This is a genomic window from Planococcus versutus, from assembly GCF_001186155.3.
Classification (GTDB): Bacteria; Bacillota; Bacilli; order Bacillales_A; family Planococcaceae; genus Planococcus; species Planococcus versutus.
This window is the reverse complement of sequence record NZ_CP016540.2, coordinates 2,557,208-2,580,865: the sequence shown is the minus strand read 5'-3', so window position 1 is coordinate 2,580,865 and position 23,658 is coordinate 2,557,208. Positions and strand designations below refer to the sequence as shown.

General features: G+C 43.2%; 16 protein-coding genes. 13 read left to right on the top strand and 3 right to left on the bottom strand.

Annotation, left to right across the window (positions count from 1 at the left end; all coding sequences use genetic code 11):
* The first annotated feature begins 233 nt into the window (after nt 1–233).
* Complete coding sequence (locus I858_RS13075; protein WP_049695230.1) at nt 234–4,442, top strand: S8 family serine peptidase; 4,209 nt, start codon at nt 234–236, stop codon at nt 4,440–4,442.
* Nucleotides 4,443–5,289: 847 nt separating this feature from the next.
* On the top strand, nt 5,290–6,435 hold the full coding sequence (locus I858_RS13070) for a S1C family serine protease (protein WP_049695232.1): 1,146 nt from the start codon (nt 5,290–5,292) through the stop codon (nt 6,433–6,435).
* Between the two features lie 1,165 nt (nt 6,436–7,600).
* Here I858_RS13070 and I858_RS13065 read toward each other — a convergent pair.
* Complete coding sequence (locus tag I858_RS13065; protein WP_157886524.1) at nt 7,601–8,593, bottom strand: C40 family peptidase; 993 nt, start codon at nt 8,591–8,593, stop codon at nt 7,601–7,603.
* Nucleotides 8,594–9,105: 512 nt separating this feature from the next.
* On the opposite strand from I858_RS13065, the gene I858_RS13060 reads away from it, so the two are divergent.
* The 5 genes from I858_RS13060 (at nt 9,106) to I858_RS13040 (ending at nt 14,355) form a co-directional block, all read left to right on the top strand.
* Complete coding sequence (locus I858_RS13060) at nt 9,106–10,068, top strand: CBASS cGAMP-activated phospholipase (protein ID WP_049694178.1); 963 nt, start codon at nt 9,106–9,108, stop codon at nt 10,066–10,068.
* A gap of 275 nt (nt 10,069–10,343) precedes the next feature.
* Complete coding sequence (locus I858_RS13055; protein ID WP_049694177.1) at nt 10,344–11,369, top strand: acyltransferase; 1,026 nt, start codon at nt 10,344–10,346, stop codon at nt 11,367–11,369.
* Between the two features lie 401 nt (nt 11,370–11,770).
* Nucleotides 11,771–12,727: a GDP-mannose 4,6-dehydratase gene (locus I858_RS13050; protein ID WP_049694176.1), complete on the top strand. Its 957-nt coding sequence runs from the start codon at nt 11,771–11,773 to the stop codon at nt 12,725–12,727.
* Between the two features lie 28 nt (nt 12,728–12,755).
* On the top strand, nt 12,756–13,919 hold the full coding sequence (locus I858_RS13045; RefSeq protein ID WP_049694175.1) for a glycosyltransferase: 1,164 nt from the start codon (nt 12,756–12,758) through the stop codon (nt 13,917–13,919).
* Nucleotides 13,920–14,115: 196 nt separating this feature from the next.
* Nucleotides 14,116–14,355, top strand: a complete 240-nt coding sequence (locus I858_RS13040) for a hypothetical protein (RefSeq protein WP_049694174.1) — start codon at nt 14,116–14,118, stop codon at nt 14,353–14,355.
* A 1,381-nt stretch (nt 14,356–15,736) separates the two neighbouring features.
* On the opposite strand, the gene I858_RS13030 is transcribed toward I858_RS13040, so the two are convergent.
* Entirely contained in the window at nt 15,737–16,660 is a 924-nt protein-coding gene (locus tag I858_RS13030; RefSeq protein WP_049695170.1) for an LCP family glycopolymer transferase, read from the bottom strand.
* Nucleotides 16,661–16,674: 14 nt separating this feature from the next.
* A complete protein-coding gene (locus tag I858_RS13025) occupies nt 16,675–17,472 on the bottom strand; it encodes an SGNH/GDSL hydrolase family protein (protein ID WP_049695171.1) in 798 nt (265 codons plus the stop codon).
* A 179-nt stretch (nt 17,473–17,651) separates the two neighbouring features.
* On the opposite strand from I858_RS13025, the gene I858_RS13020 reads away from it, so the two are divergent.
* The 6 genes from I858_RS13020 (at nt 17,652) to I858_RS12995 (ending at nt 23,656) form a co-directional block, all read left to right on the top strand.
* Complete coding sequence (locus tag I858_RS13020) at nt 17,652–18,374, top strand: YveK family protein (RefSeq protein WP_049695172.1); 723 nt, start codon at nt 17,652–17,654, stop codon at nt 18,372–18,374.
* A gap of 3 nt (nt 18,375–18,377) precedes the next feature.
* A complete protein-coding gene (locus I858_RS13015; RefSeq protein WP_049695173.1) occupies nt 18,378–19,079 on the top strand; it encodes a CpsD/CapB family tyrosine-protein kinase in 702 nt (233 codons plus the stop codon).
* Nucleotides 19,080–19,128: 49 nt separating this feature from the next.
* The gene (locus I858_RS13010; protein ID WP_049695174.1) at nt 19,129–19,896 is read left to right on the top strand and encodes a tyrosine-protein phosphatase; all 768 of its coding nucleotides are present in this window, start codon (nt 19,129–19,131) and stop codon (nt 19,894–19,896) included.
* A 126-nt stretch (nt 19,897–20,022) separates the two neighbouring features.
* Nucleotides 20,023–21,864: a polysaccharide biosynthesis protein gene (locus I858_RS13005; RefSeq protein ID WP_049695175.1), complete on the top strand. Its 1,842-nt coding sequence runs from the start codon at nt 20,023–20,025 to the stop codon at nt 21,862–21,864.
* A 41-nt stretch (nt 21,865–21,905) separates the two neighbouring features.
* A complete protein-coding gene (locus tag I858_RS13000; RefSeq protein ID WP_049695176.1) occupies nt 21,906–23,018 on the top strand; it encodes a DegT/DnrJ/EryC1/StrS family aminotransferase in 1,113 nt (370 codons plus the stop codon).
* Between the two features lie 2 nt (nt 23,019–23,020).
* On the top strand, nt 23,021–23,656 hold the full coding sequence (locus tag I858_RS12995) for a sugar transferase (protein WP_049695177.1): 636 nt from the start codon (nt 23,021–23,023) through the stop codon (nt 23,654–23,656).
* The last annotated feature ends 2 nt before the right edge of the window (nt 23,657–23,658 follow it).

Genomic DNA, 23,658 nt, shown 5'->3' with positions numbered 1-23,658 from the left:
TCTAGAACCCGCTCCTCTGCCAAAGCGCCCGAAGCGACTTCTAAAATCCGCTAACCCACTCCCAAAAAGTCCCCCATTCAGAGACAACTTCTAAAACCATTCCAATTTTTCAAATACCTCAAGAAATCCATAAAACAGTATCTTTGGAACCATGGACTTTTCGTTAATATACTGGAAAAATAGAGCTAATATTATTATCTGAAAATTTAGTTAATATAAGAGGGGGAGCACGCATGAAGAAGTTTTGTGTCTGGTTATGCTTGTTGTTACTAGTAAGCAGTTTTACCGGTTTTACAAGCACCAACGCGTCGGGAGCGATCAATCCGACAGGAAAACTAACAGAAACACTGTTAAAGCCACAAACACCAAAAGAGAAAGTGCGGGTCATCATCGAACTAACGGATGAGCCAACAATTGAAGCCGCTACTGAAAAAGGAATTCTCTACAAAGAGCTATCCAAAAAACAAAAGACGCAAATGGAAGCCGCTGCCACCGAAGAGCAACAATCTGTTCAAGCGGCCATCGCCAAAGTGGCACCAAAAATCAACTATCTCCAAACCTTCACAGCAGTATTCAACGGTTTCTCAGCAGAAGTCGAAGCGCGACAAGTGGCTAAAATTGCTGAGCTGCCGAACGTCAAAGCCATATACGAAGCGACAGAGTACAAACGGCCTGAAGTAAAGCCGCTGATGAAACATTCTAAAAAGTTGGTTCAAGCGCAACAAGCTTGGCGCGACTATGGCTTTAAAGGGGAAGGCATGATCATTGGAGTTATTGACACAGGAATTGATCCAGGACACCGAGATATGGTGTTGAGCAACAACAAGACAGCCGCACTAACAAAAGCGCAAGTCGAAGCAGTTGTTTCGAGTCAAACCATTGAAAAAGGTGCGTTTTTCACATCAAAAGTACCGTTCGGCTATAACTACATGGACGCCAATACGGAAATTCGTGACGTGGCACCAAGTGCGTCGATGCACGGCATGCACGTAGCAGGAACGATTGGCGCCAATGGCAACGAAGAAAAAGGCGGCATTAAAGGTGTTGCTCCTGAAGCACAATTATTAGCGTTAAAAGTATTCGGCAACGATGCTTATGCAGCAACAACTTTTGGCGATATTTACATTAAAGCTATGGATGATGCTATCAAATTAGACGCAGACGTTATCAATTTGTCATTTGGGGCAACAGCAGGATTTGTAGATCCAGCAAACCCCGAGCAACAAGCAGTAGAACGTGCCACAAATAATGGAGTATTGGTCGCGATTTCTGCTGGCAACGAAGACAAACTAGGCGCTGGCTACTTAGCACCATTCGCGGAAAATCAAGATTATGGCTTGATTGAGACGCCGGGACTGGCAGTTGATTCGCTAGGTGTGGCTTCATTTGAAAACGACATCATTACAGCGGACAGCTTTGTATACAACTTAAATAACGTAAAAGCGGGACGCGCAATTTACTTGCCAGCAAACAACGTAAAGCCCGTGCTCAATGAATCTTATCAAATCGTAGACGCGGGGCAAGGACGTCCTCAAGATTTTGTAGGGAAAGAAGTAAACGGGAAATTTGCATTGATTGTGCGAGGAGCTGTTCCTTTTATCGACGCAGCATATGAGGCTGAAGCCGCGGGTGCTGCCGGTGTCATTATTTACAATAACGTTGCAGGTCCGGTCAACATGGAATACGATCCATTTCTAACAATTCCGTACTTGTCGACACTGCAAAAAGATGGCCTTGCTATGAAGGCAGGATTACAGGCAGGCAAAAAAGTAACGGTCGTCTTTGATGGAGAAAAGCTCGATACACCCAATTCAAATGCCGGCAAAATGAGCGAATTTACCTCTTGGGGCCCTACACCCAATTTGGATTTTAAGCCAGAACTCACAGCGCCGGGTGGCAATATCTTCTCCACACTAAACAATAACGGCTACGGCTTGATGAGTGGGACATCGATGGCAGCACCGCATGTAGCAGGTGGTGCCGCGTTGATGTTCCAACGAGTTAAAGAACTGGGACTAGATGGCAGAGACCGTGTAACGTTCGCAAAAAATATACTGTTGAACACAGCCAATCCAGTTGAATTCAAAAAAGGGCAATACGTGTCGCCACGTCGTCAAGGAGCGGGTCTGATGCAACTGCATGATGCGTTATCAACCAATGTCATGTTGACAGACCAAACGAGCGGCGACGCCAAAATAGCGTTAAAAGAAATAAAAAACAACAAAATCACAATGACATTGCAAGCCAAAAACTTCTCAAACAAAGCAGCGACGTATGCCGTAAAAGTCGATGTTCAAGCAGATGCAGTTACCAAACACAAAGAACGCAAAACAAACGTCACCGATCCCAATCTATCAGGTGCGACAGTCGTGACAAACCTTGTCAACATCAACTCACCTAAAACTGTGACAGTGCCAGCAAATGGTGTAACGAAAATTAGCGTCACCATCGATGCCTCGACATTAACAGGACGTCCAGAATTTGCGGCTTTCACCAATGGGTTTTTCATTGATGGATTTATCACGCTGACAGATCCCAAAGTAGACGTCACTGGCAACACGCCGCTCGTTGTTCCGTATTTCGGTTTTAATGGAAAATGGGACAAAGCGTCTATTTTTGACGATGTGGCGTGGGACCCTGGAACGTTTTACGCTTCGACATTCTTAACGGACGAATTTGGCTTAATCATCAACGGAGGCAGCCATCAGCAAGGCTTTGTTCCAGCGCGTTTTGCTTTTTCACCCAACGGCGATGGCAGTCGTGAGTCAGTGATTCCGGTGTTTTCATTGCTGCGCAATGCCAAAAAAATGGAGGTTAATGTACTAGATGAAAAAGGCAAGAAACTGCGAACGTTACAAACCGGAAAAAATTTAGTGAAAAATTTCAATGACTCGTTTGCTTATTATTACGACTTGTTGAATGAGTGGAACGGGGAAGTGCTCGGCAAAGCAGTCAAAGACGGCAAGTACCAAATTCAACTGCGCGCTGTCATCGATTATCCAAATGCCGAATGGCAGTCGCTAGCACTACCCATCTTAGTCGATACTGTAGCGCCTACTGCAAAAGCAAGCCTAAAAGGTAAGACAGTGACCGTCACAAATTTTAAAGACAATGCAAGTGGCAGTGGAACAGACCGTTGGGAAATTTGGTTGAACGGTGCCTCGATAACGGACGATCCAGAAACGTATGAAAGCGAAACGTTGGCACCAAGCACAGCACTTTACGTATTGCTAAATGACCTCAAAAAAAGCGATGAGTTAACAGCTGTTTTCTATGACACTGCGGACAATAGAACCATGGTGCCTTTGACAGGAGCTGTCGTTGATACGCAAAAACCAGCCATTTCCATTTTCTCACCCATGCTTCTTGAAGTACTGAGTAACAAGAATGTACAAGTATTCGGGAGTGTGGAAGATGCATCTCGCATCACTTCTGTCACAGTAAACAAAGAAAAAGCACTTCGCTTTGACGGTCGATTTTTCGAACATAGGTTGATAATGGAAGATGGCCGCCACGATATTGTTGTCAAAGCAATAGACGAAGCGGGTAATGCGCTTGAAGTGCGCAGTCAAGTACTAATCGACACAAGTCCTGCCACATTGAAGATTTTACAAGCGCCCGACATACTAGAAGCCACTAAAGACACGGCAACAGTTAAATTCAACGTCAAAGACAATATGGACGCCATCAAAGTCTACTTGACCGACAGTGAAGTATACAGCCATGACTTGAGTGAGCCTTATGGCGAAGTCGCATTCAGTAAAGACATCACCATCAACGTTCCGGTTCAAGATCCAGGAGATCACGAATTCACTTTGAAAGTTGTGGATGCAGCCGGCAACGTCACAAAAAAACCATTTACCTTGATGAAAAAAGCAAACCCAGCATTTACAGACATTCAATCACATTGGGCAAAAAAACAAATTGAAGTGTTGGCTTCACAAAACATCATCAAAGGAAAAACCGCTCTTCTTTTTGCCCCACAAGCCCAACTGACACGTGCTGAATTTGCAGCCTTGCTCGTGCGCACACTCAAATTGCCATTAAAAGAATCCGAAGGCCGTTTCAAAGACGCGGGACCAAGCCAAACATGGGCTTCACTAGAAATTGAAGCCGCTGCGCGTGCAGGCATCGTTTTCGGAATGACGAAAAATACGTTCGATCCAAAAGCGCCGATTTCTCGCCAAGACACAGCAGTGATGATGATACGTGCAGTCGAATACCAGCAAGCTCAATTGCTCGAAGACTTAGACACAACGCATCAATTCGCGGACAGTTCGAATATCAGTCCTTACGCAGAAACAGCTGTGTCACAAGCCTACGCACTTGGCTTGATCACCGGACGCGAAGGCAACATCTTCGATCCGAAAGCCAATATCACAAGAGGCGAAACCGCAGCCGTGCTTTACCGCGCCCTCGACAAAATGAAGCTACTGAAATAAACCGAACAAGCAAGCAGTCAGAAAGTGGATTGCTTGCTTGTTTTATTGGAATAAAAGCGAAATCGCTGCAAGTGGACGCTTTCGGTCACGCAAAATGCAGGTTATGCAGCTAGTATGACAGGACGTCGCGGTGCTAGCTGCCAAGGGCTTGCATAGTAGTAAAAAAAATCTTAGGTTCACAGAAATCGCTACAGGTGGACGCTTTCCTGCGGACGCAGCGTTGAGCCTCCTCGTCGCAAGCTCCTGCGGGGTCTCATCACTCCGTTGTTCCGCGGGAGTCGCCACCTTTCGCTCTTTCTAAAGGTTTTAGTTTTAGTAGTGAGAGAGTGGGCTACTCCTTGTGGAGCATAATTTTGAATGCCTGACATCTCGTGATTTATGTATAAAAAGCGAACACCCGGGTATAACCACAACGCTGTAATTTTTCATTCCAAAAGCGAAGGCGCGTGTTCCACTGCGCCAAGCGTTTGTAGAACCCCCAAAAAATTTTTCTATCAGAACTCATAATATGACTAAGTATCACAGCAATCCCTAGCTTCGGCGCGTAAAAGGAGTGAGCGAAGCAATAAGACGAGCAGCGTATCTCAGCTGCTCGTCTTATTGTGGGAGTCCACTCCAAAGCGCCCGAAGCGACTTCTAGAACCTGACTATCCATCCCGCTCGAAGGCGACTTCTAAAGCCGTCTTCTAACTATCACCACTCTCCAAAAATTCCCTCCACCCAAACTAAAATTTCTTTCAACTTTTAGTTTCACATATGTATATAATAAGAGAAAAAGACTTACCTTCAAAAAAAATGCTTTTCAACACCCAAACCCAATGACATAAAAAAAGTGAGTGGATGTGCAATGACCCCAAAAACAACAGCCAAAATTACAAAAACCAATCAAATCATCGCCGTGTTAACAGTGCTCCTACTGGTAGTCGTTGCTTGGGGACTTTATTGGTTCCTCAGTCCAGACAATAATGCGACATCGCCATCAAGTGCAGCCTCTGAAGAAACAGTAGCAGAGACTCAACTAGAAGCCATCGTCGCCCAGGCAAAAACGCAAGCCTACACGTTGTACACCGATCTTGAACAAGGATCGGGCTTTCTCATCAACAACAAAGGGGACATTTTAACCAATGCACACGTCGTGTTGGACGGGTCGTTTATCACCGTTAAAAACAGCGACGGCCAAGAATTTAATGGCGTGGTCATCGGCATGTCAGAAACCGAAGATTTGGCCATAGTTCGCGTAGATCGGTTAGCTGGCAAAGAGCCATTAGAAATAGAAATGGAACCCGTCGATGTGGGTACGCCGGTTATCGCAATTGGCAGTCCCAACGACGAAAGCAATACCGTAACCACGGGTGAAATCGCCGCCACCAACATCGAGTTCTCGGACGAATACGAATACACCGAGTTATACGAAATGACCGCTGAAATCGCACAAGGCTCAAGCGGTGGACCACTCATTTCTGCCAACACAGGGAAAATTCTTGGCATCAATTCCATCATTTTGCAAGAAAAACCAGAATCCGGCTACGCTATTCCCATGTATACCATCTGGGAGCAACTAATCGAGTGGATCAACAACCCGCTCGTTACCGAAGAACAGGAAATCATCTTACAAGACATCCGAGATCCTTATTTTGAAGAAGACCTATTAGCAAATTTCATCACCGATTATTTCGAAATGCTTCCGTATACATTCAACGACGAAATTGCTTCCGACTACTCACCATACGTCGCACCGAGTAGCAAAGCCGAAACCAAAGCGAGCGAAATGGACGAAGAATACACTCAACCAGATCGCACTTACGAAACCATCGAAACAACCATCAATGCCATTGATATCAATGAAACCAGCGCCACCATCGAAGCAGATGCCGAACTCACTTACCAAGATGAAAAGAACGACACGTCATCAAGTGTCACGCATCAAGGCGTCTATACAGTCACCATCAATCAGTACGGTGACTACCAAATCGAAGACATGATAAATCAATAAAGAGCAGGCTCTTGTGAGAGCCTGTTTTTTTGCGGGTGAATATTTTAATAAAGTTCTAAAAACCGCTTTCGACCGCTTTGGGCATGGCTCCCACACTAAGCCGAGAAAAACACTCGTCTCAGTACTTCGCCTAGCCCGAGGACGCGGCTCGGCGAAGAAAATCGACATCTTAAGTTAGTAAGGATAGGTAAGAGAGTGCTTCTAGAATAGAATGCCAGTTGTGCACATGTTTCCATTTTATAGATAGAGCGAAAGAGTCTGCTCTTAACGTAATTTTACATTCTTTCCCTAACAGACAGTTTTTATATAAAAACTCAAAAAAAGCTCACAAAGACGCTGTGAGCGAAGAAAGATGAAATGCGAATAACAACTAGATTAAACTATTCACCACGCAAAAAGCCTCTGCTACAGGCCCTTTACCCATATAAAAGAGTAGAGTACTGATAAAGAGACCAACATTTCTGTTAACTAGCCCACACTTACACTTACACTTTCTATAGAAGAAACTCAAAATCTAAATCTTTAAGTTGCCCACTTTTCACAAGAACAAAGCACAAGCACAACTCACTATCAATCACCCATTCATAAACGGTGAAAAACACAAACGCCACTCTTCCTATTAAGCTAAAAACCATAAGAAAGAGCGGAAGGTGGCGACTCCCGCGGAACAACGGAGTGATGAGACCCCGCAGGAGCTTGCGAAGAGGAGGCTCAGCGCTGCCAGCCCTTGGCAGCTAGCACCGCGACGTCCTGTTGCCCGTTTTTCGCAAGTGAAAAACACAACTCACTCTCTATCACCCATTCATCAACTTTGAAAAGCATAAACGCCACTCAACACCTATTAAGCTGAAAACCATAAGAAAGAGCGGAAGGTGGCGACTCCCGCGGGAAAGCGAAGTGTCGAAATCCACTCGGGCCAGAGCCCGAGTTAGTTCGGCGCAAGCCCGCAGGAAAGCGTCCACCTGTAGTGATTTCTATGAACCTACTCTCCTTTTTCAGTTAAAACTACCTAGCCTAGATATGCATGACCCACCTACTGCGGGCCCGAAAGCGTCCACCTGCAGCGATTTCGAAGCCCAATAAAAAATGACAAACAAAAAAGGGGACCGGCAAAAATCTGCTATTAGCAAACTTTCGGGTCGCCCTTTTGGAATTCAAGATGGGATTAGTAGCGCTTGTAGCTGTGGAATTTCTTGCCCCAGTACGGGTCGTTCATGCTTTTCACTTCTGCTTTAGATCCGCCTGAATGGACAAATTGGTTGTTGCCAATGTAAATTCCAACGTGCGAGATGCCAGCTTTGTACGTGTTTGCGAAGAAGACCAAGTCGCCTGGTTGTGGGCTGCTAACTTTATACGTTTCAGCATACTGTGAACCAGTTGTACGTGACACATTCTTACCAGCTTGGTTGTAAGCGTATTGCACAAATCCACTGCAGTCAAACCCAGCGCGTGTCGTGCCGCCAAATTTGTAAGGAATGCCTTGTAATGACAATGCTTCTGAAACAACAGAAGAAGTAGAAGCTTTTTTAACAGATGCTTTTTTCACTGTAGTTGCCGTTAGCAATGAAGCTGAAATCCAGCCCGTTTTGCCGTTAACTTTTACTTTGTACCAAGTCGTGCCGCCAACTTTCTTTTGGTGAGTGGCAGTAGCGATCGATCCTTTTTTAGCCATAGTCACAACTTTGTTTTTCGTACCTGCATCAGAACGAACATTTGAGTTGTACTTTGTTTTAAACGTACCTGATTTCTTAGTTGCTTTACTTGAAGCCAGTTGTTTAACCGATGTTTTCTTAGCGGAAGTCGCTGTTAGCAATGTGCTAAGCACCCAACCGGATTTGCCGTTAACCGATACTTTGTACCAAGTCGATTTGCCGACTTTCTTTTGGTAAGACGCTTTCGCCACAGACCCTTTTTTAGCCATTGTGACAATTTTGTTGCGTGTGCCCGCATCAGCGCGAACATTTGAGTTGTATTTCATTTTGAACGTACCTGATTTCTTAGTAGCTTTGCTTGCAGCCACTTGAACCACAGTTGAATCGGTTGTTTCATATGATGAAGCGGTTTGGGATTGAATAGGTTGAGAAGCTTGTACGTCTGCAGTTGAGTTAGCAAATAGCAATGATCCGGCTGTTAGTAGCGTAAAAAATAGTTTTTTCATTGTTGTTGGTTCCTCCAAGTTTTTATTATTCAAGAATATGAATTAATAATATTTTGCTCTGTCATTTACTATATAGACAGACCTGTTTAAAAACAACGTCAATTCAATTGCAGTTATATTACAGTTGTATAACAAAGTGAAAAAAGCCTCTAAAACCTTGTAACAGCAAGGTTTTAAAAATCAAAAAAAACGGCAAAAAAGGTTTAAATTCATGAAAATATGAAAAATGTAGTTGAATTGTTACAACTAATCTCCTAATAAATACATATTTTAAAAATAAACCAGCTCTATTTTGCCGATACAAAACGAAAAAATACAATTTCTGTTCCTGTTACTAGGCAATCGGAAAGAGGCTTATAGTTAAGTCAATAAGTTATCAAAAAAATAAATTCTTATTCTTAATTACACGGTAAATGAGATTACAATAATAGTTGGCTTATGGATTTTGACAAGAAGAGGTAGAATTTATACAATGACTGAAAGTCTGAATAGTTTGGAAATGAGGTGTCGTCATGAAAAGAGTGTTATCAATTGATGGTGGAGGCGTACGTGGCATTATCCCGGCAATGGTTTTAGCAGAACTGGAAAAACAAAGCGGCAAACCGATCTCTGAGCTATTTGATTTAGTTGTTGGGGCATCAACGGGCGGCATATTAGCATTGGGCCTTGTCGCACCTCATCACCAAAACAAAAAAGAGCCGCGTTACACAGCCGAACAATTTCTCGGGTTTTATCAAAATGAATCGCACGCAATTTTTGATAAAAGCTGGTTTTATAAAATTACACGGGGTCTTTTTACAAGTCGCTACCACGCGCAAGCACTTGAAAAGGTACTTCAAACGTATTTTGGAGACATATTAATCTCGCAAGCGATTGTTAACGTTGTGGTACCGAGCTACGAACTAAACGGCCGGTACACCTCATTTTTTAAAAGCAGCGATGTGAATACGAAAAAAATAGAGAAAAATGTCTTAATGAGCGATGTGGCACGCGCAGCGTCGGCAGCACCTACTTATTTTAGTCCGAAAAAAATACAAGCGTACCCAGGCGCACGTTTTATCGATGGCGGCGTATTCGCTAATAATCCCGCGATGTGTGCTTATGCCGAAGCAACAGAAGTGTTTCCAGAAGACGATGACATCTTGATCGTTTCACTCGGTACTGGCAATCCGCAGTTGACTCTCAAGTTTGAAAAGTTCAGAACGTGGGGCTTGCTGAGTTGGGCGCGTCCTCTCTGGTACGTATTAATGGACGGCAGCTCCGATGTCGTCGACTACCAACTCAAATACGTCTTACCCGACCGGCAACACGCCAAACGCTACTACCGTTTTCAAATCGAGCTACTCGAAAAAGGCACAGAAAAACTAGACGATGGCTCACCTCAAAACATCGCCAAACTCGCACAACTCGGCCAACAACTCATCGACACCAACAGCACACAAATCCGCCAGCTGTGTTACCAACTAAAAAAGTAACACAACTGCAATCAATTTGTAGTGGCTCAAACCCCGCCAACAAGCTAAGATATAAGAGCACAAACACTAAAAATTGCACTCATATAAAATTTTCCTTCTATATAACCAAATTTCAATTACGCACTTCTATTAATAACAAACTTAGATGAAAACGTGGAGAGCGGCAACTGGCACCGCGACGTCCTGTCGCGCCAGTTGCATGACCTACATCCTGCAGGCCCGAAAGCGTCCGCTCGGAACGTTTTTTTCATAACCAACAAGAAGGAGCGACCATCATGACTAGAAGATATGACTATATGGATTGGTTGCGGGTCTTGTCCATTTTTGTCGTTGTCGGCATCCATATAGTATCGAAAATCATCAACAACTCCACGACAGATGACTGGATTTGGCATTTTGCCAACGTCTTTGATGCCGGCTTGCGCTGGTGCGTGCCGGTTTTTTTCATGTTGAGTGGCGCATTGTTATTAACGCGTGATAAAGAAGAAAGCGTCTGGGAATTTCTAAAAAAACGTCTAGCCAAAGTCGTCATTCCGTTAATTTTTTGGAGTTTCATCTATACGCTTTACAATATTTACGAACTTGGCGAATCTTATACCGCCTATGAAATTGTTGTTCAGTTCCTAACGGACGACATCTATTACCACTTGTGGTTTCTCTACACCATCACAGGTCTTTACCTGATGGCGCCATTTTTGAAATTGCTCGTTCAGCACATGGATAAGAAAACTTTCCAAGCTTTTTTGTTGTTTTGGATTGCATTCTCGAGCTTTTTGCCGTTTCTTCCGAAGTTTTTCGATTTTGAAATGGCTTTAGCAGCTGGTTTGTTCGAACCGTATATCGGTTACTTTTTGCTCGGTGCCTATCTTGTGTTGTATCCCGTGCCCAAAAAATACGTGCGGCCACTTGGAATACTCGCTGTGCTCGCGTATTTCGCAACATTGTGGGGAACATATCAGTTGAACATCGGCGTACCCGCAGACGAATTTGATGATTTTTTCTACGAGCATTACCGCCCGAACAACGTGCTGATCACGTTATTCATCTTTATCAGCTTCCAGCACATGGCCAAAAAGATAAAACCCAACGCGCTCATCACGCGAATCAGTACCGCCACATTCGGCATTTACATTATTCATCCACTGATCCAAACGTATTTAAACAAGCTTTTTGGACTAAACGAAACGACACTCACGCCACTTGTGGGTGTGCCAGTTATGTGGATATTGATCTTCGTGATTTCGTTTGTTATTATTTTGGCTATGCAAAAACTGCCACTTATGAACCGACTTATTCCGTAAACCCTGTCTTCTAAAAAGAAGACGGGGTTTTTGTTTTTCCAAAACCTTCTTCTATAAAAGACTTTTCACTCCTGCTATCGAACATGCAAGCTGTTTCAATTTGGCTCAATTCATGTCAAAACCAGGATATTTTACATCAAATATTTTACATATATATAAATAATCCTAACTATTTATAAAGAAACTAGACCAAATTACTAAAAAAATAAGGATTTCTGATGCTTATTAGCTATATTTGAGTTACAATGAGTAAATATTTAGAAAATAAAATCTTTTAACCTAGATTTAACACAGCCGACTTATGGTAAAGAGAATAACTAGTTCAAAATACAGTTGTCTATAGGAAAAAATACTTAGAAGAAACGTGTTGGTTAGAAGGTGGATAAGAGAGGTGAGCAGTTGTGAGTGGAAAAACCATATTGGTCACTGGAGGGCATGGCTTTATTGGTTCGAACTTTATTCATTATTACTTAAACAAATATCCGGATTACCAAATTGTGAATATTGATTACAACACCGAGGCTGCAAGCCCTGAGAACATCTCGTGTCCACAGCAAAAAGCGCGCTATTCGTTCTACCGCATTGATATTCGCAATGCCTATGCAATCAGTCATTTGTTTGAGCGATACGACATCACCGACATCATTCATTTTGCAGCAGAAACGCGCAATACAGATAGCGTTGGAGAAATTCGGTTGTACGAACAAACCAATGTGCTCGGCAAGCTCAATGTACTGCAAGCAGCACAACAGGCGTGGATGACGTCAAATAACCAACCCAAACCTCAATATGTAAATTCTCGGTTTCATCAAATTGCGTTAGACGATCGTACAATGCCTTCGCTTTATACCGATAGTAAAAGGAGAGCAGACGCTGCGGTGCGCGCATTCCAGACGTCAACAGGGCTGAACATTGTGACAACCGTCAGTCCAGAAATTTTCGGTCCAATGCAAAAAGAAACCGGACTGGTTCCCGCACTTATCCAGCAAATTTTAAACGGCGAATCCGTGAGCGAAAAAAGAACCCACAGTCACAAACATAATTGGTTGTTTGTCCGCGATTTATGCGAAGCCATCGATGCGGTGTTTCACTTAGGAGAACCTGGTGAGCGATATGAGCTAGCATCAACTGCGCGGATGAGTAACGTGGAACTCGCATCTATACTTCAAGACTATTTCCTGGGAAATAAGCTGGGAAGAACCAACAAGAAAGAAGATCCATCGTTTTTCTCTCAAAAACCAACATCAGGTGCACAATTTCCAGGACTCACTCCAACCACATCGTTTGAAAAAGGATTGCGCATCACATTTGATTGGTACGTCACAAAAAACAAATCACAAGCGTTCTTAAATCTGTAGCAGACAGTGAGATAGGTGAGGTGAAGACATGCTTACATCAACAAGTGGTCGTTTTTTTGATTTTGAAAAGCCGCAAGCTCCGATCAAATCGATCGCGCTTGTTCATAAAAACATGAAGCCAGGTGGCATCGAAACCTTAATCGTGCGCATGGCGCAGTGGTTAAGTGCACATGATTACGAAGTAACCTTGTTTTTATACAGCAGTGGAGGTCCCATGCTGCGCCATTTGGAGTCTGTTAAAGGAGTCACCATTATTGTTGATGAAGACACGTCTGATCCAACCATCAATATGTGGATGGCGACGAAAATGGTGAGAAAACGATGGGATCAAAAATTCGATTTGGTGTACTCGTTTGATCCCCATGCATTTTTGATGTCGTATTTATTGCCAGCCAAAAAGCGGTTGTCTGGTGTCTATCATCCGGAGAGTTATTCAACAAAAGGCTTGCTGAGTGCACACAAAACCTTGAAGTTGATTGATCGCACATTTTACAAAAAGCTGCTGTTTATGAATCCAACGATTAAAACTAGAACAGAAAAAGCAATTGGTGAATCACTGGGCAACAAAATCTTCCCATTGCCATTAGACTTTCTCGAATCAACAAAGACACTCGGTAATCACCAGTCGCGTCGCATCGTTTCGATGGGGCTACTTGCTCAATTTCGCACTTATAATTATTACATGGTCGACATTATGGAAAAACTGATTCAAATTGATCCAGAATTTACGTATCACATTTACGGCACAGGACAAGGCGAAACAAGCTTACGTAAGAAAATCGCGGACTCCCCAGCACGTACACATATTTTCATGCACGGCAAGATTTCGAATAGAGAAAAGAAAAACGCGCTGCAAAATACGTTTTGTTTTGTGGGAACCGGTGTCCCGTTGATTGAAGCGGCGGGCAGTGGAATTCCTGCCATCGTCAGCAAAGTTAATGATTCTACGGGATTAACAGAAGGTTATCTTCACGACTTGCCACCGTTTGAAAGCGGGGATTCGTTTTCTATGCAAACAGAACTGTTTACAGTTGAAAACCGAATTGAGCATTTGCTAGAAAGTGAAATCGAGTACCAAAAAATTTCTCAAATAGGTCGTTTAAAAGCAAACGAATTTGAAAGTGATCACGTAATGGAAAACTTCATCAAGCAAGCGGAAATTGATCCGTATTCGGTTAGTCGGCTGCATTAGCAGTCAGTAGGTAGTTGTACTTGGAGTTTTTAGAAAGTTGAATCATTGTCACTGAGTACATGTAACCTATAAAACGTGAAAAAAAGTGTAATTTGGACTAGTAATTGTTATACAAAGAGAATATACTAGTAACAACGACATAGAATACATGTGTAAAATGCCTAGCGAATCTAGGGGAAGGAAGGGTTTATAGCCTATGACAGCATACGAGTCTTATAAAGTGAAAGTTGAAAAACGGTACAACAAACCCTTAATCGATGTGATGGAAGAGCTTTACGTGAGCAAAGACTTGGGACCTTCAGTGAGTGCGAAGGAACTGGGAATTCCACGAAGAGTGTTCGTCTATTTTGTAAATCAATACGAGCTCAAAAAGCTCAAGTTTGACGATTATAAAAAAAAAATGAGTAATTTAATGAATAGCCAAATGATTCAATAAACGATTGTGTGAAAACCTGTTCTTGAAATTTAAGAATAGGTTTTTTATATGGGCAAATTGAGAAGGGGGAAATGAAGAAATCGCTCTAGGCGGACGCTTTCGGGCCCGCAGGATGCGGGTCTATGCAGCTAGCGCGACAGGACGTCGCGGTGCTAGCTGCCAAGGGCTTGCAGGGTGAGAGATTAAAAAAAGAAGTTGTAAGTTCAGAAATCGCTGCAGGTGGACGCTTTCGGGCCCGCAGGATGCGGGTCATGCAGCTAGCGCGACAGGACGTCGCGGTGCTAGCTGCCAAGGGCTTGCAGGGTGAGAGATTAAAAAAAGAAATTGTAAGTTCAGAAATCGCTGCAGGTAGACGCTTTCGGGCCCACAGGATGCGGGTCATGCAGCTAGCGCGACAGGACGTCGCGGTGCTAGCTGCCAAGGGCTTGCAAGGTGAGAGATTAAAAAAAGATTGTAAGTTCAGAAATCGCTGCAGGTGGACGCTTTCCTGCGGACGCAGCGCTGAGCCTCCTCGTCGCAAGCTCCTGCGGGGTCTCATCACTCCGTTGTTCCGCGGGAAAGACGTTGAACGAATGAAGTTCGTGCAATGTCTTTGCGACGAAGCTAGCGTAGCGATACAGGAGCACATCCTTGCACTTCGCCACCTTTCGCTCTTTCTAAAGGTTTTAGTTTTAGTAGTGGGAGAGTGGGCCACTACCTTTATAATATAATTTTGAATGACTGACATCTCGTGATCTATGTATAAAAAGCCAACACACGGATTGAAACACAAAATACCCGGGTAAAACTCACCATCCACTCATTTTACCCTCAGCGAAAGCGCGTGCACCACCGCGCCAAGCGTTTGTAGAACCCCCAAAAAAACTATCAACCGGAACTAATAATGTTGTTGAGTATTACAGCACTCCACAGCTTCGGCGCGTAAAAGGAGTGAGCGAAGCAATAAGACGAGCAGCGCATCTCAGCTGCTCGTCTTATTGTGGGAGTCCACTCCAAAGCGCTCGAAGGCGACTTAGTACTCCACAACAAACTATTACAACAACACTCGTCAGCACGTAATCTATATAAGCTTCACTTATTTTTACACCGCGCCAAGCGTTTGTAGAACCTACCCCAAAAACTATCAACCGGAACTAATAATGTTGTTGAGTATCACAGCACTCCCCAGCTTCGGCGCGTAAAAGGAGTGAGCGAAGCAATAAGACGAGCAGCGCATCTCAGCTGCTCGTCTTATTGTGGGAGTCCACTCCAAAGCGCCCGAAGCGACTTAGTACTCCACAACAAACTATTACAACAACACTCGTCAGCACGTAATCTATAGAAGCTCCACCAAAACGATCAAACAAAAAAAGCACACCCCTCAAAGGCATGCTCATCTTTCTCACATATTCAAATGCGTTTTCAACGTCGACTGAATCTCTGCTAACTCCGCATCGTCCATCATGTAATACCAAATGCCATTGATCGTCTCGCCCACACCATCTTCTACCATCAGCTGGTCAACCGTACCAATCGCATCCCGGTAATTCGACTGCACATCCATCATTTCGTCAAACGTCATGTTCGTCCGCACGTTATCGCCAAGCGCCGTGAAAATTTGCTTGTAATTCAACAAACTATTCACCGAAGCCCCTTTTTTCATAATCCCTTGAATCACTTGCTTTTGGCGATTTTGTCGTCCAAAATCACCTTCCGGATCTTGTTTGCGCATTCTGACATAGCCTAACGCATCATGGCCATCTAACTGGATTGTGCCTTTTTGAAAACCGTCAAAAGCCAATGTGTTGTTTACTTCCACACCACCAACAGCATCCACAATATCTTGGAAACCTTCCATGTTCACTTGCATCACGTAGTCAATCGGAATATCCAATAAGTTTTCAACGGTTGCCATCGACATTTCAATGCCGCCAAATGCATAGGCGTGGTTGATCTTGTCTGTCGTGCCACGTCCGACAATTTCGGTATACGTATCACGCGGAATGGATACCATTTTCGTTGACTTGTCTGCTGGGTTAACTGTCATCACGACCACCGTATCCGAACGCCCTCGATCGTCTTCGCGTTCATCGACTCCCAGCAGCAATACAGAAAACGGATCTTGTTCGCTCAATGTTACTTTTTGGTCCGTTGCGCGTTTTTCTGACACTTCGCGTTCGATCGGTTCGTGCATTTCTTCTAACGTGTTGGTAAAACTCGTGTAAACGGTAAACAAATATACACCTACACCAATAACGATAAGAGCCAATATGCCAAGGACCCACGGCCATTTTTTCTTTTTACTCTTTTTTTCTCTTCTAGCCATTTGCGATATCCCCTTTAGTTAGCGATAAAATACGTTTCCAATTCAGTTGCCCATAGTTCTGCGCCTTTGTCATTAGGCAAACCGTCTTCAGTCAAATAGTCTTTTAACTTGTCATCATCTGTATCCGGCCATGCCGACCAGTGGTCAATATAATCATAGCTGTAAATGGTTGAAAATTCTCTTAACGCAGACACTTGCGCTAAATAATACCCAGCACCGAATATTGGCTGCGGGGGATGAAGAATGACAATCGCATCGTTTACTTCACGTTGAAGATTGTCTTCAAACGCTTTGATGTGTTCACGTTCTTGCTCAATAGCAATGCGGTCATTGTTCATCAATGTCATCGGCTCGAGTAACACGACGTCGTAGCCTTTGGAAAGATCCGCGCGTTTCAGTGAATCAGAAGTTCCTTCAATAGAAAGCACGTCCACTTCGATAAAATCGGCATAGGCACTTTCTAACGACGTTTTCAATAGTTCAGCATATCCCGGATCACCCGACTCGAGCGCAGCAGAACCGGCAATGAGCAGTTTCACGTTCTCGCCACTGTCAGCTCTCGCACTAAACAAGTCTTGAACGTCTTGATCCATATTCGCGGTCAACTTTTCGATGTTCATCAAATCGACACTTTCTTTTCGAGCTGGATCTTCTTTTTCTTCGGATGTACTTTTTTTCTCTGTCTTAGCTTGTGCGGAATCAGAAGGCTCTAGTACATTTTCGAGCTTGTCTTGCCACGTTAAATAACTAAATACTAGGACGATCATACAAATAATAACAGCCGCAATCGCTGCAATTTTAGTCAGTTTCATGAAGATACTCCTCTCAAAAGCAATTAATCTATCAATAAAGATAGCATAAATCATCCTAATAGCCTATTAAACATTTTAAAAATGGAAGTTCTTTCGACTCTTTCCTATGCTATACTATTTTATGTTGTTTATGACACATCTATGATAAGAATATGAAAATAAAAGGAGCACATTACCATATGGAAGAAACCATCAGCTTACAAGACTTAGTTAAAACGCTGAAAAAGCGCGTTGGGTTAATTGCACTGTTGACCATTTTAGCGATCACCATCGCAGGCGTCGTATCGTTTTTAGTATTGACCCCGATGTATGAGACTTCGACACAAATCTTAGTCAACCAAGAACAAACGGAAGCGTCTCAACTGACCAACCAAAACATTCAAACTGATCTTCAATTGATCAATACATATTCCGTTATTATCAAAAGCCCAGCGATACTAGACCAAGTATCCAGTCAGTTGGGTCTTGATATGTCTGTCGAAGCGTTAAACAGTAAAATCACGGTAGCAACGGCTGAAAATTCGCAAGTGGTCAATGTGACCGTACAAGACGAAGACCCAGCGCTCGCTGTGGACATTGCCAACACCACCGCGAAAGTGTTTGAAGGCGAGATCAAAGAATTGATGAATGTCGACAACGTATCGATTTTGTCACCGGCCGTATTAAAAGAAAATCCGTCACCGGTTGCACCTAATCCAATGCTCAACATGGCGATTGCCGCTGTGATTGGCTTGATGCTTGGAGTGGGGATTGCATTCTTACTGGAGTATTTAGATACATCGATCAAAGACCAACAAGACATTGAAGACATTTTAGGTGTGCCGTTACTCGGCGTGATTTCGCCGATCAAAGAAGAAGCCAAACTAGAAGAAAACAAATCATCTAAAAGAAGGGCGGGCTAACCGATGGCGAGAAAGAAAAAAGTACTGCAGGAAACTGCACGTAAACTAATCACATTTACCACACCACGTTCAGTTGTATCCGAGCAATTTCGCACATTGCGCACCAATATCAACTTCTCGTCACCCGATGCAGAAATCCGCACAATCGTTGTCACGTCTGCAGCGCCATCAGAAGGTAAGTCGACCACGTCAGCTAACTTAGCAGTGGTGTTTGCACAAGAAGGCAAAAAAGTGTTGTTAGTCGATGGCGACATGCGTAAACCAACCACTCATTACACATTTCGTATGGGAAATACCATCGGCTTATCAAGTGTTTTGACCCGTCAAAGCTCGATTCAAGAAGTGATTCGCCCGACAGCGGTTGAACGTCTAGACTTAATGACGTGTGGACCGATTCCACCCAACCCTGCAGAACTCTTAGCGTCTCAATCGATGAATACGCTAATCGGTCAACTAAAAAACATGTATGATTTAATCATTTTCGATGCACCGCCTGTACTGTCCGTAACTGACGGACAGATTTTGGCAAACAAATGCGAAGGCACGATTTTGGTTGTCAGCTCAGGCAATACGGAAAAAGACATGGCGGTCAAAGCAAAAGAAGCGATTGAATCGTCAAATAGTCGCTTGATCGGTGCCGTCTTGAACAATTTCGCCTTGCCAAAAGACAGCTATTACTACCAATATTACGGAAACACAGAGTAAAAAGGCTCTCCTTTTTACTTTTTTTAACGCGCACAAGGAGGACGAATTCATGATCGACACACACGCTCATATTTTGCCTGGACTAGACGACGGTGCAGAGACGATAGAGCAAACAAAACGACTGTTAGAAAAAGCCATTGACGAACAGTTAACCGGCATTATCGCAACGCCACATGCCTTTCATCCAAACTTTCAAACAAACCTCGCAGCATTAAACAGACAAGTAGAGCTGGTTACCAGTTACATAGCAGAAGAACAATTGCCCATTACCATCTACAGCGGCCAAGAATGCCGTCTCGGTGAAAAGTTGCCTGAAAAACTAGTAAATGGAGAAGCATTAACGCTAGCGGGGTCACGGTATGTCTTGTTAGAACTGCCATCATCCGGTATTCCAGCCTATACCGTTCCTATCATTCAGCAACTCATTATGAAAAACTACGTACCGATTATTGCGCATGCCGAACGCAACCAAGGCATTATCGAAAAACCAGAACGCTTGAAAAAATTGCTTGTTCACGGTGCCATGGCGCAAGTAACGGCAGGGTCTGTCGCAGGAAGTTTTGGCAAAGCCATTCAACGCACAGCGATGAGTTTGATCGATGCCAACTTGATCCACGTCTACGGATCGGATGTACACAGCTTAGATAAACGACCATTTCTTTTCAATGAAGGACTCGATTACTTAGAAAAGAAAAACCAGCACGACATGGTAGACATTTTCTTAGAAAACAATGAACGAATCATACGAGATGAACATTTCCACGTTCTAGAGCCAGAAGACATCTCTAAAGGGAAATGGTGGAAAATTTTCACTTGATAACTAACATAAAAGTATTAATTTGTTTATAAAATCCTTCCATTTCCAGTAATTACTATGTTAAAATGAGGGAAGATTTTAAACCAGTTGAGTCAAAAGTACTGGATACCGAAAGGATTGACCCCCATGTCACTGAAAAATCGTGTTTCGTTATTAATCGTCGTCGATTCCTTAATCGTCTTTTTCTCGATTTTTGTCGGCTATTATGTGTTGTACCCGTATAACGATGTCTTGCAAAACAAATTCTTGTTAGCGAGTGCGTTGACCATTTTTATCGCGCATCACGCACTCGCTATGTACTACGGCTTATACCGAAAAGTATGGGAATACGCTTCTATTGGTGAACTAACTTCTATCTTTAGAGCCGTCACGTGGTCCATTATCGCGATTGGTCTAGTCCAATATTTGTACCGAGGCGATGTATTAGTACGTGCACTCATCATCACGTGGATGTTGCACTTGCTGTTAATCGGGGGATCGCGTTTGTCGTGGCGGTTGCTTCGTGATAATAAGATTAAACCTAAAAACACAGACTTGAAACGTACGTTAATCGTTGGCGCTGGAAAAGCAGGCAGCTTGGTTACGCGTCAACTACTCGCCAATCCAGAAAACGGTTTGTTGCCAGTCTTGTACGTAGATGATGACAAAAACAAACAAGGACTTGATATTTACGGCGTCCGTGTGGTGCACGGCAATACAAAAAACATTGCCGACATCGCTGTCGACAACAAAATTGACACCATCATTATCGCCATTCCGTCACTCGGCAAGCAAGAAACCGCCGAACTGATTCAAACGTGCATGGACTCAGGTGTCCGTACGCAAACCATTCCACTGATTGAAGACATCATGACCGGTAAAGTGTCGGTAACGGATATTCAAGACGTCAAAATCGAAGACTTGTTAGGTCGCGATGAAGTCAAGCTGGATATGGACAAAATCGCCAGTCAACTGACGAGTAAAACCATTTTGGTCACAGGCGCGGGTGGTTCGATAGGTTCTGAAATTTCACGTCAAATCGCGCGTTTTGGACCGAAAAAGCTCTTGCTTCTCGGACACGGTGAAAATTCGATTTACTTGATCGACATGGAGCTGCGTCAAACCGTAGCACCGGACACTGAAATCATTCCGATTATCGCGGACGTTCAAGACCGCGAACGCATTTTAGACATTATGAATACATACAAACCAGACGTTGTGTACCACGCGGCGGCACATAAACACGTCCCGTTAATGGAAAGCAATCCGATGGAAGCGGTCAAAAACAATGTCTACGGGACGAAAAACGTCGCAGAAGCAGCGCACATGAGCGGCGTCGGTAATTTCGTCATGGTGTCAACAGACAAAGCCGTCAACCCGCCGAACGTTATGGGCGCGACGAAACGCTTTGCCGAAATGATTGTTCAAAATTTAGCCAAACGTAGCGAGACGAAATTCGCAGCGGTGCGCTTCGGGAATGTACTCGGCTCTCGCGGCTCGGTCATTCCATTATTTAAAAAACAAATCGCAGCAGGCGGCCCGGTTACGGTAACCGATCCGCGCATGACACGTTATTTCATGACCATTCCAGAAGCTTCTCGGTTAGTCATTCAAGCGGGTACACTCGCTGAAGGTGGCGAAGTGTTTGTGCTCGATATGGGAGAGCCAGTGAAAATTGTGGATCTTGCGCAAAACTTAATCCGCTTGTCGGGTTACGCAGAAGGCGAAATTGGCATTAACTTTTCGGGCATTCGTCCGGGAGAGAAGTTGTTTGAGGAATTGTTGAATGACAACGAGATCCAGACAGAGCAAGTGTTTCCGAAGATTTATATTGGGAAGGCGAATCCGGTTAGTGAGGGTGAGTTGACTTACTTGTTGGAGAAGTTGCCTGAGATGCGGAATGATGAAGTGAAAGATGTTTTGGTTTCTTTAGCAAATAGAAAGAATATCGATTTGAAAGATAAAGAACTACTTAATGTCAGCAATTAAGCTAGCGTAGATATTAGTAAGTCAAGGAAGGATGCAAGAAAATGGCAGAACGAATTTTACTTTCATCCCCTCATATGAGCGATGAAGGCTTTGAACAGGAATTTGTAAAAGAAGCATTCGACACCAATTGGATTGCACCACTTGGTTCAAACGTCAATGGCTTTGAAGAGGAATTAGCAGCGAAGGTTGGTTCGAAATCCGCAGCTGCGTTATCATCAGGTACTGCAGCGATTCATCTTGCGCTAATTGCGGCCGGAGTGAAAAAAGACGATATTGTTTTTTGTTCAACACTAACCTTTTCAGCAACAGCAAATCCAATCATTTATCAAAATGCCATTCCAGTATTTATCGACAGTGATTACGAAACATGGAACATGTCTCCGAAAGCGTTAGAAGAAGCTTTTGAAAAATATCCGCAAGTGAAAGCAGTCTTATTAGTTCATCTATATGGTGCATCTGCAAATCTAGATGAAATCGTTGCGTTATGTAAAAAACACAATGTTGCTTTAATTGAAGATGCTGCAGAATCCCTAGGAACTTACTATAAAGGCCAGCACACAGGCACTTTTGGTGATTATGGGATCTTTTCTTTCAATGGCAATAAGATCATCACCACTTCTGGTGGCGGTATGCTTGTCTCTAACAATGAAGAGCGCATTGCAAAGGCTAGATTTTGGGCGACTCAATCTAGAGATCAAGCGAGACATTATCAGCACAGTGAATTAGGTTTCAACTATCGCATGAGCAATGTAGTTGCTGGAATTGGCAGAGGACAGCTTAAAGTATTAGACGATCGAGTGGCGAAGAAAAATTACATCTATAATTTTTACAAAGACAATTTAAGCGATCTTGAAGGCGTAGAATTCATGCCGAATAATGAATGGGACCAACCGAACCATTGGTTAAGTGCTATGACGTTGACCGGAAAGATTCGCCCGATTGAAGTAATGGAAGCATTAGAAAAAGAGAATATTGAGTCTCGTCCAGTTTGGAAGCCGATGCATTTGCAGCCTTATTTTGAAAAGTACGATTGTGTAGGTACAGATGTTTCTGAGAAGTTATTTGAGAATGGGATTTGTTTGCCGAGTGATTCGAAGATTACTGATGAACAGTTAGAAAGAGTTGTAAAGATTATACGAGGGTTGTGGGAATAAGGATGAGCAAATCTAAAGCCGGACTATATCAACGATTTTTTAAACGACCTATGGACTTTGTCCTTTCGTTAATAGCGATTATTTTTCTAAGTCCAGTGTTAGTCGTAGTTGCTATTTTAGTTCGAACAAAACTAGGAAGTCCAGTTTTGTTTAAGCAACAGCGTCCTGGATTGAACGAAAAGATTTTTTCGATGTATAAGTTTCGTTCGATGACGGATGAAAAAGATGCTGAAGGAAATTTGTTGCCTGATAACATTCGGTTGACTAAGTTTGGTCGATTCTTAAGATCTACATCTTTAGATGAATTACCAGGACTGTTTAATATCTTAAATGGTGATATGTCTATTATTGGTCCAAGACCTTTGTTAGTTCAGTATTTACCTTTATATAATGATCAACAAAAAAAGCGTCATGATGTAAGGCCTGGTTTATCTGGGTTAGCACAGGTGAATGGGCGAAATGCGATTAGTTGGGAAGAAAAATTTGAACTAGATGTAGAATATGTTAATCAAATTAGCTTCATTGTTGATTGGAAAATAATTTTTCTTACATTGAAAAAAGTTTTTATTAAAGAAGGTATTAGTTCAAATACGTCTGTTACAATGGAAGCGTTTAGAGGATCTGAAAAGCATGAGTAAAT